Origin of the sequence: Halobaculum rarum (assembly GCF_040025155.1) — an archaeon.
Classification (GTDB): Archaea; Halobacteriota; Halobacteria; order Halobacteriales; family Haloferacaceae; genus Halobaculum; species Halobaculum rarum.
Window position 1 is genome coordinate 1,909,761 of the sequence record NZ_CP157275.1, and the last position, 13,766, is coordinate 1,923,526.

Annotated in this window: 13 protein-coding genes; 3 read left to right on the plus strand and 10 right to left on the minus strand. The window is 70.7% G+C overall.

Features of this window, described 5'->3' with window-relative positions; all coding sequences use genetic code 11:
* The first annotated feature begins 46 nt into the window (after positions 1–46).
* Positions 47–571: a hypothetical protein gene (locus ABJD39_RS09925; protein WP_348607831.1), complete on the plus strand. Its 525-nt coding sequence runs from the start codon at positions 47–49 to the stop codon at positions 569–571.
* A 24-nt stretch (positions 572–595) separates the two neighbouring features.
* Here ABJD39_RS09925 and ABJD39_RS09930 read toward each other — a convergent pair whose 3' ends face one another.
* Positions 596–1,600 carry a succinylglutamate desuccinylase/aspartoacylase family protein gene (locus ABJD39_RS09930; RefSeq protein WP_348607833.1) on the minus strand — a complete coding sequence of 335 codons (1,005 nt, stop codon included), beginning with the start codon at positions 1,598–1,600 and terminating at the stop codon, positions 596–598.
* 157 nt (positions 1,601–1,757) lie between these two features.
* Between ABJD39_RS09930 and ABJD39_RS09935 the strand changes: the two genes are divergently transcribed.
* Positions 1,758–2,309 carry a peptidylprolyl isomerase gene (locus tag ABJD39_RS09935; RefSeq protein ID WP_431357843.1) on the plus strand — a complete coding sequence of 184 codons (552 nt, stop codon included), beginning with the start codon at positions 1,758–1,760 and terminating at the stop codon, positions 2,307–2,309.
* A 99-nt stretch (positions 2,310–2,408) separates the two neighbouring features.
* Here ABJD39_RS09935 and ABJD39_RS09940 read toward each other — a convergent pair whose 3' ends face one another.
* The 7 genes from ABJD39_RS09940 to ABJD39_RS09970 all read right to left on the minus strand — a co-directional run bounded on the left by ABJD39_RS09940 (position 2,409) and on the right by ABJD39_RS09970 (position 9,294).
* Positions 2,409–3,713, minus strand: coding sequence for a hypothetical protein (locus ABJD39_RS09940; RefSeq protein WP_348607836.1), 1,305 nt, complete (start codon positions 3,711–3,713; stop codon positions 2,409–2,411).
* Between the two features lie 55 nt (positions 3,714–3,768).
* On the minus strand, positions 3,769–4,362 hold the full coding sequence (trpG, locus tag ABJD39_RS09945) for an anthranilate synthase component II (protein ID WP_348607839.1): 594 nt from the start codon (positions 4,360–4,362) through the stop codon (positions 3,769–3,771).
* Complete coding sequence (gene trpE, locus ABJD39_RS09950) at positions 4,359–6,095, minus strand: anthranilate synthase component I (protein WP_348607841.1); 1,737 nt, start codon at positions 6,093–6,095, stop codon at positions 4,359–4,361. Before trpE ends, trpG begins: the two co-directional genes overlap by 4 nt.
* Positions 6,092–6,751, minus strand: a complete 660-nt coding sequence (locus ABJD39_RS09955) for a phosphoribosylanthranilate isomerase (RefSeq protein WP_348607845.1) — start codon at positions 6,749–6,751, stop codon at positions 6,092–6,094. Before ABJD39_RS09955 ends, trpE begins: the two co-directional genes overlap by 4 nt.
* Complete coding sequence (gene trpD / locus ABJD39_RS09960; protein WP_431357880.1) at positions 6,751–7,743, minus strand: anthranilate phosphoribosyltransferase; 993 nt, start codon at positions 7,741–7,743, stop codon at positions 6,751–6,753. The genes ABJD39_RS09955 and trpD overlap by 1 nt, the downstream gene beginning before the upstream one ends.
* 162 nt (positions 7,744–7,905) lie before the next feature.
* Entirely contained in the window at positions 7,906–8,292 is a 387-nt protein-coding gene (locus ABJD39_RS09965; RefSeq protein ID WP_431357844.1) for a hypothetical protein, read from the minus strand.
* Between the two features lie 111 nt (positions 8,293–8,403).
* Positions 8,404–9,294: a ubiquinol-cytochrome c reductase iron-sulfur subunit gene (locus ABJD39_RS09970; protein ID WP_348607850.1), complete on the minus strand. Its 891-nt coding sequence runs from the start codon at positions 9,292–9,294 to the stop codon at positions 8,404–8,406.
* Positions 9,295–9,721: 427 nt separating this feature from the next.
* Between ABJD39_RS09970 and ppc the strand changes: the two genes are divergently transcribed.
* Positions 9,722–12,424: a phosphoenolpyruvate carboxylase gene (ppc, locus tag ABJD39_RS09975; protein WP_348607852.1), complete on the plus strand. Its 2,703-nt coding sequence runs from the start codon at positions 9,722–9,724 to the stop codon at positions 12,422–12,424.
* 30 nt (positions 12,425–12,454) lie between these two features.
* On the opposite strand, the gene ABJD39_RS09980 is transcribed toward ppc, so the two are convergent.
* The gene (locus ABJD39_RS09980) at positions 12,455–12,694 is read right to left on the minus strand and encodes a hypothetical protein (protein ID WP_348607855.1); all 240 of its coding nucleotides are present in this window, start codon (positions 12,692–12,694) and stop codon (positions 12,455–12,457) included.
* 182 nt (positions 12,695–12,876) lie between these two features.
* Positions 12,877–13,683: an aldo/keto reductase gene (locus ABJD39_RS09985; protein ID WP_348607857.1), complete on the minus strand. Its 807-nt coding sequence runs from the start codon at positions 13,681–13,683 to the stop codon at positions 12,877–12,879.
* Positions 13,684–13,766: the final 83 nt, after the last annotated feature.

The window sequence follows — 13,766 nt, forward strand, 5'->3', positions numbered from 1 at the left end:
GCGGCGGGGCACGCTTTTGTACCGCGCCCGCACCCCTCCACGCAGTATGGCCGTGGGACCGGCGAACCTCTACCAGCTGTTCTTCCTCGCGGCCAGCGCCGTGGTCGTCCTGCTCGCGCTGTCGACGTACGTTCTCGGCAGGCTGATCGGCCACGACCGTGCGCTCGGTGCGATGCTCGCGCTCGTCGCCGTCTTCACTGGCGTCGGCGCGGGCTTCGGCCTGCCGCCGGACGCCGCGGCGCTCCCGCTCGCGCTCGGGTTCGCGTTCCTGTACGTCCCGGTCGGCGTCGGCGGCCTGCTCGCGAAGGGCGTGTCGGTGGCGCCGTGGCGGGAGGTGTGTCGCCTCCTCATCGGCGGCTGGATGGCCGCGCTCGTGGTCGCGCTCGTCACGCAGGCCGCCGGCGCGTCGCTGCCGGCGCTCATCGGCTGGACGCCCGGCCTGCTGGGCGTGGAGTGGTACGTCGGCTTCCTCGGGTATATGGCGCTGCTCGGTATCGTTGCCGGCGGCCTCACGCTCGCTCTGCTGAAGCGGGGCGACGGCGAGGCGTCGCCCGTCGCCGCCGGCGGCTGAGTCGTCCCGACCGGGTTCCCTAGCTTATTCGATCTCCCGCTCCTCGTCGTCGAGCCGGATCGCGATCCCGACGAGCGTCTGGCCCGCCGTGACGGTCGCCTCGCGGGCGACCGAGTAGACGACGCCCGAGCGGTCGGCGGTCGCCTCCTGGCACACCTCGTAGGTCGTCGGGTCGTACACCTCGCCGACGTACTTCCCCTCGACGACCTCGTCGCCGATGGCGAGGTCGGCGGCCGCGCGGAACAGCCCGGACGCGTCCGCGGTCACTCGACCGAGGTGGTTGCGCGCGCGGGTGCCGTCCCACGCCGGAACGTCCTCGTGGTCGTCGAGGACGCCCGCGTGCCGGAGCGCGCGCTTCGTGCCCTCGACGCCGGTCTCGATCGCGTCGTCGACGAGTTCCTTGTTGTGCGCGAGTTCGGGCGTGATGCTCGGGATCCCTTCCCGCGTCGCGGCGACGCGGAGCTTCCCGCCGAAGTTCCGGCTCGCCCACTCCTCGTCGGCGTCCTCGCCCGCGGTCTCCGCGAGCAGGAGGTCCGTGCCGAACGCCTCCGCGAGGGCGCGACACTCCGCGTCGCCGCGGAGATACACCGTGTGGGTGAGCATGTCGCGGCTTCCGGTGTGCAGGTCGACGATGAAGTCCGCGTCGCCGGCGTACTCCCACAGCGTCGCGGCCATGCGTTCGTGGAGGGTGCCGTCGGGGTCGCCGGGCCAACAGCGGTTCATGTTCGGGTTCACCGAGTCGTACGCCTCCGGCGTCGTGTACGAGACCGTGTCGAACGTGAGCGGGTCCGCGACGGGAACGACGTGGACGGTGCCCGAGAGGTCGGCGTCGACGAGTTCGTCGTGGAGCTGGCGACACACCGCGGCGCCGTTGATCTCGCGGCCGTGCTGGGCCGCCTGCACGTAGACGGTCGGAGTGTCGTCGCCGGCGGGCTCGTCCTCGGGTGCGTACGTGTGGACGGTCGTCTCGATGGCGACGCCCGACGGGAGGCGCGCGAGCGTGACGCGCTCGGCTTCGTGGTCGGCCATGGCGGGACTTCCGCGGCCGGCGGCTTGTAGCTGTGGCTCGCCGGCCCGTGAGCGGACGCCGATCGGACTGGCGACTGGCGACTGGCGAACGGACCCCGATCCGACCACCGCCGCCGAAGTCGAACGACTTTCCCCCCTCGACGGTCTGGGAGGTAGTATGAGCGACGACCTGCCGCACGTCACGCTGCACACGAACCACGGCGACATCGAGATCGAACTGTACGCCGACCGCGCGCCCCGGACGGTCGAGAACTTCCTCAACCTCGCGGAGCACGACCCCGCCGCCGGCGAGGAGCCCGCCGTCGCGACGACGACGTGGGAGGACCCCGAGTCGGGCGAGATCCGCGGCGACTCCCTGTTCGAGGGCGTCGTCTTCCACCGGATCATCTCCGACTTCATGATCCAGGGCGGCGACCCGACCGGCACGGGCCGCGGCGGCCCCGGCTACGAGTTCGACGACGAGTTCCACGACGACCTCACGCACGACGGCCCCGGCGTCCTCTCGATGGCGAACTCCGGTCCGAACACGAACGGCTCGCAGTTCTTCATCACGCTGGCGGCCCAGCCCCACCTCGACGGCAAGCACGCGGTCTTCGGCAAGGTCGTCGACGGGATGGACGTGGTCGAGGAGATCGGCTCCCTTCCGACCGGTCGCAACGACGAACCCCGCGAGGACGTGAAGATCGAGGGCGTCACCGTCGACCGGTAAGACGGCTCTGACGTTCTGACGGCACCGCCGGCGCCGGCGCGATACCGGCGTCGACATCGACCGGCGGTAACGCGGGCTGTCGCGCACCGCTGACGCAACTCACTCCGCCGCGACGAACCGCTCGTACACCCGCGGATACTCCTTCAGTTTCATCCGACCGATCAGCGCGTAGCAGTAGGCGTCGACGCGGTCGCGCCAGATCGGCCGCTCGTAGCTTCCGGAAAAGCCGACCTCGGCCACGTCGATGTCCTCGCCCGCTCGCTCGGTCAGGATCGACAGCAACGGTGAGGGCGACTCCCCGACGACGCGTCGGAACCGCTTCATCGCCGCGCGCTTCTCGCGGACGACGTGCCCCGAATCGAACGACCGGGGACCGCCGGGGTCCATCACCAGCGCGTCGACCGCGCGGTCGTGCGCGCGCCGCTGAGCCAGTGCCTGCCCGGCTTCGACGGCGTTCACGAGCGCGAGATCCTCGTCCCAGTCGGCGACGAGGTAGTCGGCGTCGTAACACCACATCGAGAGCTTCCAGCGGGCCGTGTAGTAGGGTCCGGGTCCGTGTTCGTCCTCGATCGCTTCGATCTCCGCGCGCAGATCACCTCGGCTCGGGAACTCGTCGATCGCCGCGCGAAACCGCCCGTCGAGCCGCTCGATCCGGTCCGCCCACGGTTCGCCGTCGCCGTCGCTGTCGTCGCCGATGAGCTCCTCGAGCTGATCGCGGTAGTGCTCGGCGTCGCGGACGCGCTGGGCGGCCTGCCGGTTGCCGGCGTGGATCGACCCGATGTCCCGAGCGTCGTACTCCCGGTCGCGGTCCGGATCGCGCTCGTTGGCGTCGAACCGAACGAGCCGGATCCGCCGCTCGATCTCGTGGTACCAGCCGAGGTCGCGGCCGGGGTCGACGACGCGGTACCCGTCGATCTCGTCGAGGAGCCGGTCCGCGCGCTCGCGGATCGACTCGCCGCGCTCGGCGAGGTGTTCGGGGTCGCCCTCGGGGCGATCGAGCCGCGCGAGCGCGATACCGACCTCCTCGGCCGCGAACTGCATCCCGCCGGTGGCGTAGAACGTCGCCTCGCGGTACTTGTCCGCCCGGAGCGACTCGCGAGCGCTCTCCAGCCAGCCGCCGGCGCCGCCGAACCGCTCGTCGGTGTCGAGTTCGTCCCACAGATCGCGGCCGCGCTCGACCTCGGCGGCCAGTCGCTCGACGGCGTCGCGGGCGTGCGCCTCGCTCACCGGCGGGTGCCAGCGGTGGTCGGTCGGGTCCGGGAGCCACTTCGACGCCTGGTCGGTCACGGGGTCGGGGAGAGCAGTCGGGGCGACCGCGCCGACGCCGACGGTGGCGCCGGCGATGGCGGCGCCGGCGCCCGCGAGGAGGGCGCGCCTGCTCGGGGAGGGGAGGTCGGGGACCATACCGCGTGGTGCTCACTGTCGGCTGAAATGTCTTGTTGTGCCGGGCGCGCACGGCCTACACGCCGCGCAGGAAGTTCTCGATCACGTCGTGCCCCACCGCAGTCAGCACCGACTCCGGGTGGAACTGCACCGCCTCGATCGGATGCTCGCGGTGGCGCACGCCCATCACCAGCTCCTCGCCCTCGTGGTCGGTCGTCGCCGTGACGACGAAACAGTCGGGCACCTCGGTGGCGATCAGCGAGTGGTAGCGGCCCGCCCGGAAGCCCTGCTCCAGCCCGGCGAACACGCCCTTCCCGTCGTGATCGACGGGGAACGCCTTCCCGTGGATCGGCTCGGGCGCGTGGCCAACGGCGCCGCCGTACTCGTAGACGGCCGCCTCCAGGCCGAGGCAGACGCCGAGGGTGGGAATCTCGGGCGACAGTTCCCGGAGCACGGCCATCGTCACGCCCACGTCGCGGTCGTTCTTCGGATGCCCCGGTCCCGGCGAGATGAGCAGCGCGTCGGGGTCTGTGTCACGGACCTCCTCCAGCGTCGCGGCGTTCTTCAGCACCGTGATGTCCGGCGACTCGCCGTCGATCCGGAGGTCCGAGACGTACTCCACGAGGTTGTACGTGAACGAGTCGTAGTTGTCGACGACGGTGACGTTCACTTCTCCACCTCCGGCGTGTCGGCGGTGTCCGAGTCGTCCGGGTCTCCCGGGTCGTTCGCGGTGGCGTCGGTGTCGATCCGGATCCGGTCGACGGCATCGAGCACGCCGGCCATCTTCTGTTCGGTCTCCTCGTACTCGCTGGCGGGGTCGGAATCGGCGACGACGCCGGCGCCCGCACGGACGATGAGTTCGTCGGAGTCCGACCCGTCGACGCCGCTCCGCGGCACTCCGTGTTCCACCGTCGCCGTCCGGATCACGATGGCGAAGTCGGCGTCGTCGGTCCACGAGTAGTAACCGACGCCGCCGCCGTACACGCCCCGCGGCTCCAACTCCAGATCGTCGATGAGTTCCATCGCGCGCACCTTCGGCGCGCCCGTCAGGGTGCCGGCGGGGAACGTCGCCCGCGTCGCGTCGAAGGCGTCCGCGTCGCTCGCGAGCGTGCCGGTCACGGTCGACTCGATGTGCTGGACGTGGCTGTACTTCAGGACGTTCATGAACTCCTCGACGCGGACGCTGCCGGCCTCGCTCACCCGGCGCACGTCGTTGCGCGCGAGATCCACGAGCATAGTGTGTTCGGCGCGCTCCTTCCCGTCCGCCAGCAGTTCGCCCGCCAGCTTCCGGTCCTCGACGGGCGAGGCGCCCCGGCGGATGGTCCCCGCAATGGGGTTGGAGACGACGCGGTCGCCGTCGACGGAGACGAGCGTCTCCGGGGAGGCGCCGATCACCGAGCGGTCGCCGTGGCGCAGCAGGTACATGTACGGCGAGGGGTTCACCGCCCGCAGCGACTCGTACAGGCCGAGGTCGTCGACCTCGCCCTCCAGCGTCCGCGTCCGGGAGATGACGCCCTGGTACACCTCGCCGTCGAGGACGGCCTCCTTCGTCTCGCGGACGGCGTCCTCGTACTCCTCGCGCGGGCCGGCGGTCTCGCGGTCGACGCGGACGCCGCCCGCCTCGGGCGGGTCGGCGTCGCGCAGCGTCGCCGCCACGTCGGCGGCCTCGGCGGCGAGGTCGTCGTACACCGCGCCGGCCTCGTCGCCGGGACCGACGATCGGCGTGAACACCAGCGAGACGCTCCCCTCGCGGTCGTCGAACGCGAGCGTCCGGGTGGTGAGCACGAACTCCGCGTCCGGCACCACCGGATCGGGGCGGTCGACGCCGACCTCCTCCAGCCAGAGGTCGTACACCGCGTCGTACGCGAGAAAGCCCACGAGGCCCCCGTCGAGCGTCTGCCGGTCGTTGTCGGGGAAGCCGACGCGCTCCACGTCCGGGAGGGCCGCGCGCACGCGGTCGACCGTGTCCCCGGCGTCGGGGCCGCGAACGTCGACGTAGTCGGCGGCCGGTCCCAACCGCTCCAGGTCGGTGCCGTCCGGGCCGACCGTGATCACGGCTTCGGGGTCGTAGCCGACGAACGAGTAGCGCGCGTGGCGATCGGCGGTGCCGTCGGCGCCGCCGTCGCTCTTCGCGTCCGAGCCGTCACTTCGGGTGGCGCCGCGGCCGCGCGAACTCGGGGCGAACGCGCCGTCGGGGTCGCTGGAGGCGACCTTCTCGGCGCTCTCCAGCAGGAACGAGTGGTCCGACCGGTCCGAGAGCGCGGCGTACGCGGTCAGCGGCTCCGCGTCGATGTCCAACTCGGCGGTCGCGTGGACCACACACGGGCCGTCGACGCCGTCGACGAGGTCGACGAACGCCTCGCGCGAGCGCGAGAGCGGCGAGCCGCCGTGCTCGCGAGTCACTCGTACACCTCCTCGGCCTCGCCGAGCGCGCGCCCGGCATTGCGGACGAACCGTGAGACTGCGGCGTGGTCCTTCGCTCCGGGGGAGCGCTCGACGCCGCTGGCCACGTCGACGGCGAACGGCTCGACCGTCGCAGCGGCCTCGGAGACGTTCTCGGGAGTCAGCCCCCCGGCGAGCACGACCGGCGAGACGAGTTCGCGACGCAGTTCCGCGGCGGCCTCCCAGTCGCCCGTGTTCCCGGTGCCGCCGCCGCCGTCCTCGTCGGTGGAGTCGACCAGCAGGGCGTCGGCGGCCTCGTCGAGTTCCCTCGCCCGTTCGGGTTCGTCGTAGTCGACGACCGGGACCACCTTCGTCTCCGTCTCCGCGCGGATGTAGCCGATCTCGTCGGGCGAGAACTCCCCGTGGAGCTGGACCACGTCCGGCGTCACCGTGCGAACCGCGTCGACGGCGTCCTCGGACGTCTCGGGCATCGTCACGAGCACCGTCGTGAGAAACGGCGGCGCCGTCGAGGTCAACTCGGCGGCCTGCGCGAGGTCGACCTCGCGGGGCGTATCGACCGACACCTCCGAGATGACGCCGACCGCGTCGGCGCCGGCGTCGGCGACCGCGCGGAGGTCGGCGCCGTTGGTGACGCCGCAGATCTTCACGCGGACCATCAGCTCCGCAGCGCCTCGAAGGTCTCGGCGGCGTCACCCTCGTCGATCGCGTTCGCGGCGACGGCGACGCCCTCCTCGATCGAGTCGGCGAGGCCGGCGACGTATATCGCGGCGCCCGCGTTCGCGAGGATCACGTCCCGCTTCGGGCCGGTCACGTCGCCGCGGACGATCCCCGTCAGGTCCTCGGCGTTCTCCTCGGGCGTGCCGCCGGCGATGTCGGCGACGGGCGCGCGGTCGAGGCCGAGGTCGTCGGGGGTGAGCGTGAACTCGGTGACCTCGTCGCCGTCGACCTCGGCGACCGTCGTCGGCCCGTGGAGGGCGATCTCGTCCATGCCGTCGCCGTGGACGACGAGCGCGCGCTCCACGTCCATGTGGGTGAGCGACTCGGCGATCACGGGGACGAGGTCGGGGTCGTACACCCCCAATACCTGCGCGTCAGCGCCCGCGGGGTTCGTCAGCGGCCCGAGGACGTTGAAGATCGTGCGCATTCCCAGCTCCTTGCGCGGACCGATGACCGCCTTCATCGCGGGGTGGAACACCGTCGCGAGCATGAAGCCGATGCCGTCGCGCTCGATGGCTTCCTCGACGGCCGGCGGCTCGGCGTCGACGTCGACGCCCGCCACCTCCAGCACGTCCGCGGAGCCCGACGACGACGACACGGAGTAGTTGCCGTGCTTGGCGACGGTGACGCCCGCGCCGGCGGCGACGATCGCCGACGTGGTCGAGACGTTGATCGTGTTGTGGTCGTCGCCGCCGGTGCCGCAGGTGTCGACGAGCGGCTCCCGGTCGGGGTCGATCGTCCGAGCCGCCTCGCGCATCCCCTGCGCGAACCCGGCGATCTCCGCCTCGGTCTCGCCCTTCGCGCGCAACGCCGCGAGCAACGCGCCGATCTGCGCCTCGGTCGCCCCCTCGAACACCGCCGTCGACGCCTCACGCGCCTCCGATACGGTCAGGTCCTCCCCCTCGGTCACGCGTTCGATGTGATCTTGTATACTCATTGTGAATCACCGTTGTCGGTGTTGGTCGTACAATGTACGAATGTGTGCATCCCAATAAGGCTGTCGCGGGCGACGACGCCGGCGGAGGATCGACGTGGCGGTCGCTCCCCGTCGTGCCGCTCCGGAGAACGTCGGGGCGTCGGCGCCGCGACCGCGCTACTCGCCGGCGTCCGGTCGGTCCGTCGGAAGGGTTTCGACCTCGCCGGCGAGGCGGGCGGCGTCGGCCGCCACCGTCTCGTAGTCGACGCCGGCCTCATCGGCGACCGTTCGGAGGTGGGAGGCGAGCAGCGCGAGCGTCTCCAGTCCGGCCTGTTCCCCCTGGCTGCGGCGCGCCGCCGTCGAGTTCACCTGGTCGCCGCGGATCACGCCGACGTGCACCGCAGTGATCTCGTCGCCGTCGGGGTGGTCGAGAAGCGCCCGCGCCCTCGCCAGTTCCCGCTCGAAGGTGCTGTCGCCGTCCGTCACGTCCGCCGCACGCGACCCGTCGGTCGTCGCGTCGCTCTCGCCGTCGCGGTCGGTCGGATCGTCGATATCCTCGCTCACGACTGTCGAGTGGTGGAGCGAACCGAAAAGCTGTCGGGTGGGGCGTGGTCGCGGACGCGGGTCGGAGGGACGGTCGCTTCGGGGACGGAGCCGCCGGCGGCGACGGACTGCTTATCCGTCGGGACGCGGGCGTGCGGTGAACAGCGTCGGAACGATGCTGAACGGCTCGTACACCGACTGGTGACACGGGCAGTACACCTCGTTCGCGGCGTTGAACTTCGTGCCGCCTTCCGCCTTGAACGCGGGGACACAACAGAAGTGGGTACACTTGTTGAGCCACGCGATGACGCCCTGGGAGGTCGACGCCTGAAGCCACTGCTGGACGTTGGACGGAACGGTGTACGGCTCGTCCTGGTCCGGGGCGGGCGCTTGCCCGTTCTCCGCGAGCTGCTCGATAACTGTCGACCGGAGGACGCTCACGGGAATGGTGTCCTCGCTGTCCTGCGAGCGCCAGTTGGCGGTGCCCGGCTTGCCGACGCCGTCGACACCGATCCCGTTGCCCCACGTCTCGTAGTCGTCGAACATGTCGATGTTGAGCGCGGTGCCCGCCTCGAGTTCGGTTTGCCACTCGAAGCCGGGGGAGCCGCCGACGTAGAACACGTTGTCCGACTCGTACTGCGGCTGGATCCCCTCGTACGTCTCGACACCGCAGTACTGGAACCACTCGGAGGAGTACGTCATCCCGCCGAGGTCCATCTCGGCGACGTTGACCGTGCGGCCGCCCTCCTGGATCGTTTCCACCTCGGGCCAGACTCCCTTGATCGTTCCGTCGCTTTGGATCTCAACGGGAACCTGCGGCATGCCGCGCGGCGCCGGACCTGCGGTGTTCTCGATGGCCATCGCCTCGGTGGCACCCCCACCGGCCCCCGGAGAGGTAGTGAGGCTGTTGACGGCAGCCGACCCGGTGGCCCCGACGCCCGCGAGGGCCGCTCCGCCCACGACGCCCTTGACGAACCGGCGACGACCGGACTCGCCGGGGTACTTGTCGTCGTCTGCGCTCATAGCTCCCTCTCGGTAGGCGCCACGCAAAAGCCTGACGAAAGGGTGAACCCGGCCGTCTCCCGTCGATTCTGCCGCACGCCGCCCGGAGCGGTCACCCCTGACGATTCACCGCCGACCCGAACCCGCGGCCCCCTTGCCTCCGACGGACACGGACCACTCGGGAGCGCTCCATACCGCTCATAGCGAGGCTCTTGTCGCATCCGATGCATCGACCGAACGGCGCCCGCGTCGTGCCGACTCGGGTCGCCGGTTTCGTGTCCACATCCCTCCGGGCGATACAGCCACCCGCGGGGGACCTTCGAACCGTTCGCCGCCGAGCGGAGCGTCAGCCGAGCTGGCACCGGTAATTTACTCGATCATGAAGGAAATTCTCGCAATATTGCCCCCTATCGGGAGGGTTGTTCCGTATCCCCGCGCATGAGAGTGTATGTCATTCGATGCGCGGGATGTCGGTCGCGACATCCGCGAGCTGGCCGCGCTGCTCGGCGAAGTGCTCGAGCGGCAGACGTCGAGGAACGCGTTCGACGCCGTCGAGGAGGTCCGCCGCGCCTCGATCGACTACCGTCGCGGCGACGCGCCGTCTCGCGATCCGGTTCACGAGCGTCTCTCCGGGCTGGATACGGAGACGACGCGCACTGTCGCGCGGGCGTACGCGGCGTACTTCGAACTGGTCAACGTCGCCGAGGAGCGCGAGCGGGTCCGCGCGATCCGCCGGGGCCGCGCGGAGGGCGACCTGGGGGACGGGCTCGACCGCACCGCCGAAGCGCTCGCCGAGGTCGACGCCGACACCGCCCAACAAGTACTGGAGGACGTCCGCGTCGTGCCGACGTTCACCGCCCACCCGACGGAGGCGCGCCGGAAGACGGTGAAAGCGAAACTCCGCCGGGTCGCGGAGATCCTCCGCGATCTCGACGAGCGGCGCCTCACCGACGGGGAGCTCGACGGGTTGGACCGCGACCTGGAGTCGGAAGTCGAGACGTTGTGGTCGACGCGACAGGTCCGCCCGCGACGACCCACTCCGACCGACGAGGCGCGCGACGTGCGCTGGTATCTGGAGCACACGCTGTTCGACGTGGCCGCCGAGGCCGAGGCCGCGCTGACCGACCGCGTGGTCGAGGCACATCCGGATCTGGACGCGAGCGACACGGCCGACGCGGCGGGCACGCTCGACTTCCGCTCGTGGGCCGGCTCCGACCGCGACGGCAACCCCTTCGTCACGCCGGAGGTGACGAGCGAGACGCTGGAGGCCCAGCGCGAGGCCGTGCTCGACCGATACGTCGACGCCCTGACGGACGTGCGAGGCGCCCTCAGCCACGAGGGCGAGCGTCTCGACCACACCGACGAGTTCGAGGCGCGCGTCGCCGTCGACCGTGAGGCGGTGCCGGCGGTCGCCGCCGACGCCGACGAGCGCTACCCCGAGGAGCCGTACCGCCGCGCGGTGACGGCGATCCGCGCCCGCGTCGAGCGCGTCGACGATCTTCGCCCCGGCGGATACGACGACCCCGACGAACTCGTCGCCTCGCTGCGGGCGCTTGCGGCCGACCTACGCGCGAACGGGCACGAGACGACCGCCGCAGAACGGGTCGATCCGCTGGTACGGCGCGTCGAGACGTTCGGCTTCTCGCTCGCCGCCCTCGATCTGCGGGACCACCGCGAAAACCACACCGAGACGGTCGCGGACGTGCTCGCGCGCGAGGGCCTCGAGTACGAGGCGATGGACGAGGACGAGCGCGTCGCCGTCCTCACGGAGTCGGTCATCGACGACTCGATCGGCAGTCTCGACGCCACCGACGAGCTCTCGGAGACGAGCGAGCGCGTCTGTCGGCGGTTCCGCGCGCTGGCCGACTGGCACCGCGAGTACGGCGAGGAGGCGATCGACGCCTACTGCATCTCGATGACCGAGGAACCCTCGCACGTCCTCGAAGTGCTGTACCTCGCTGACCTGGCGGGCGTCGTCGATCTCCCGGACCACTGTGGCCTCGACGTGGTGCCGCTGCTGGAAACGGCGTCGGCGCTGGCGAACGCCCGGGACATCTTCGATACGCTCGTCAACAACGACGCCTACGGCGCGGCGCTCGACGCTCGCGGCACCCTCCAGGAGGTGATGCTCGGCTACTCCGACTCCAACAAGGAGAACGGCCCGCTGGCGGCCGCGTGGGACCTCCACCAGAACGCCCGCCGGCTCGCGGAGGTCGCCGACGATCTGGGCGTCGAGCTTCGCCTCTTCCACGGCCGCGGCGGCTCCATCTCCCGCGGCGGCGGCCCGATGAACGAAGCGATGCTCGCGCTGCCGCCCGAGACGGCGACCGGCGAGATCAAATTCACCGAACAGGGGGAGGCGATCGCCGAGAAGTTCGCCAACCCCCGCGTCGCCGAGCGCGAACTGGAACAGATGCTCGACGCGCAGGTCCGTGCCCGCCTCCGCGCGCTCCAGGGGAACGCACAGGAGGTCCACGACGAGTGGGAGACGGCGATGGACGTCGCCGGCGAGGGCGCCCGCACGGCCTATCAGGACCTGCTGGAGACGGAGGGATTCGTCGAGTTCTTCGAGACGGCGACGCCGATCACCGTCATCGAGGACCTCAACATGGGCTCGCGGCCGGCCTCTCGGTCGGGCGAACGCACCGTCGAGGACCTGCGCGCGATCCCGTGGGTGTTCTCGTGGACCCAGAGCCGCGCGATCCTCCCCGGCTGGTTCTCCACCGCCTCGGGGCTCGACGCGTATCTGAATGACGGCGGCGACCTCGACACGCTCCGGGAGATGTACGAGGAGTGGCCGTTCTTCCGGACGACGATCGACCACGTCGCGCTGTCGCTGGCGCGCACGGAACTGGAGATCGCCGCCGAGTACGCCGACCTCGCGCCAGAACACCTCCGCGAGGAGTTCTTCCCGCGCATCGAGGCGGAGTACGAGCGCGCCGTCGAGTTGGTCCGCGAGATCACCGGCCACGACGAGTTGGTCCGTCGCGAGTGGCTCTCCGAGAGCCTCCAGCGCCGCAATCCCTACGTCGACCCGCTGAACCTCCTGCAGGTGGACCTGCTCTCGCGGACCCACCTCACCGAGGCCGAGGAGCGCACGCTGCGGCTTACGGTGAAAGGCATCGCGGCCGGGATGAAGAACACGGGATAGGAACGGCTCCGACCGCGGGGTTCGACCCGCTCACCGCTTCAGTACGCCCAGCGCCGTGCGCACCGCGTCGCCGCCGAACAGCGCGACCGCCGCGGCGACGACGACCACCGACACCGCCGCCCAGACGATCCCCGGCGACGGCTCGACGGTCGCGAACCGCACGAGTGCGCCGCCAAGTACCGTGAACACCACCGCGACCGCCAGCAGCTGTCGGGACACCGGACCGACCGGCTCGGGCCGTTCGCCGTCCTCGTCGGGGGTGCGTCGCATCGTATCCGGACGGTGGCGTCGTTCGAAGTTAACTATCGTCCTTGTCCGGAGTGAAAGTAAAACGGGGCCGGGACCCGGCTACGCCCCGGCAACGAAGCGAGAGTCGGCGGGAGCGGATCGACGGAGGATAGGTGGATCGACGGAGGGTGGGTGGATCGGCAGAGGACCGTCGGAGCGACTGCTCAGGCGTCGACCTGGTTCCAGGGCGCCTCCTCGAAGTCGACGATGCGGTGTTCCTCGTCGAGGTCGTCGATGATCCCGACCTCCTCCGCAGTCAGCTCCAGTTCCGTCGCCGCGAGGTTGTCGCGGATGTGGTCCTCGCTGGTCGCCTTCGGGATGGCGGCGAGTTCGTCGTGGGCGAGCAGCCACGCGATCGACACCTGTGCGGGGGTGGCGTCGTGGGCCTCGGCGATCTCGGCGATCTCGTCGATGTCGGCCACCTGGTTGCGCGCGATCGGGCAGTAGGCGACGAGCCAGTGGCCGTCCTCGCGGGCGTACTCGCGGAGTTCGTCCTGCTGGAGCTTCGGGTGACACTCGACCTGGTGGGCGAAGATATCCACGTCGAGGTGCTCACGCGCCTCGTCCAGTTGGTCGGGGCGGAAGTTCGAGAGGCCGACGCGGTCGACCGTGCCCTCGGCGACGAGGTCGTTCAGCGCGCGGGCCGTCTCGGGGGCATCGTAGCTGTTGATCGGCCAGTGGACGTACAGCAGGTCGATGGAGTCGACGCCGAGGCGCGCGGCGGACTCGTGGGCGGTGTCGTAGGCGTCGTCGTAGCTCAGGTTGTCCGTCTTGAGCTTCGTCGCGACGAACAGCTCCTCGGGATCGCGGCCGGCGGCCTCGATCCCCGCTCGGACGAGCGCCTCGTTCTGGTACCCCTGCGCGGTGTCGATCGCGTCATACCCCGCCTCGACGGCGGTCGCGACGCTCTCGACGCACTGCGGGCCGGTGAGCTGGTACGTTCCGAGACCGAACCGCTGGAAGTCGGACATATCCGTTCGTTCGGGGCAGCATCCCTCAAGGCGTCGGTGTCGGCGCGTGCCGCCGGCTCACGGGCGGACCAAATCAGATCGGA

What these genes read in the sequence shown, in the direction of transcription:
- ABJD39_RS09980 (WP_348607855.1), bottom strand. Translation starts at nt 12,694, where the DNA reads ATGCGACGCACCCCCGACGAGGACGGCGAACGGCCCGAGCCGGTCGGT.
- ABJD39_RS09970 (WP_348607850.1), bottom strand. Translation starts at nt 9,294, where the DNA reads ATGAGCGCAGACGACGACAAGTACCCCGGCGAGTCCGGTCGTCGCCGG.
- ABJD39_RS09955 (WP_348607845.1), bottom strand. Translation starts at nt 6,751, where the DNA reads ATGGTCCGCGTGAAGATCTGCGGCGTCACCAACGGCGCCGACCTCCGC.
- ABJD39_RS09935 (WP_431357843.1), top strand. Translation starts at nt 1,758, where the DNA reads ATGAGCGACGACCTGCCGCACGTCACGCTGCACACGAACCACGGCGAC.
- ABJD39_RS09930 (WP_348607833.1), bottom strand. Translation starts at nt 1,600, where the DNA reads ATGGCCGACCACGAAGCCGAGCGCGTCACGCTCGCGCGCCTCCCGTCG.
- ABJD39_RS09940 (WP_348607836.1), bottom strand. Translation starts at nt 3,713, where the DNA reads ATGGTCCCCGACCTCCCCTCCCCGAGCAGGCGCGCCCTCCTCGCGGGC.
- ppc (WP_348607852.1), top strand. Translation starts at nt 9,722, where the DNA reads ATGTCATTCGATGCGCGGGATGTCGGTCGCGACATCCGCGAGCTGGCC.
- ABJD39_RS09925 (WP_348607831.1), top strand. Translation starts at nt 47, where the DNA reads ATGGCCGTGGGACCGGCGAACCTCTACCAGCTGTTCTTCCTCGCGGCC.
- ABJD39_RS09985 (WP_348607857.1), bottom strand. Translation starts at nt 13,683, where the DNA reads ATGTCCGACTTCCAGCGGTTCGGTCTCGGAACGTACCAGCTCACCGGC.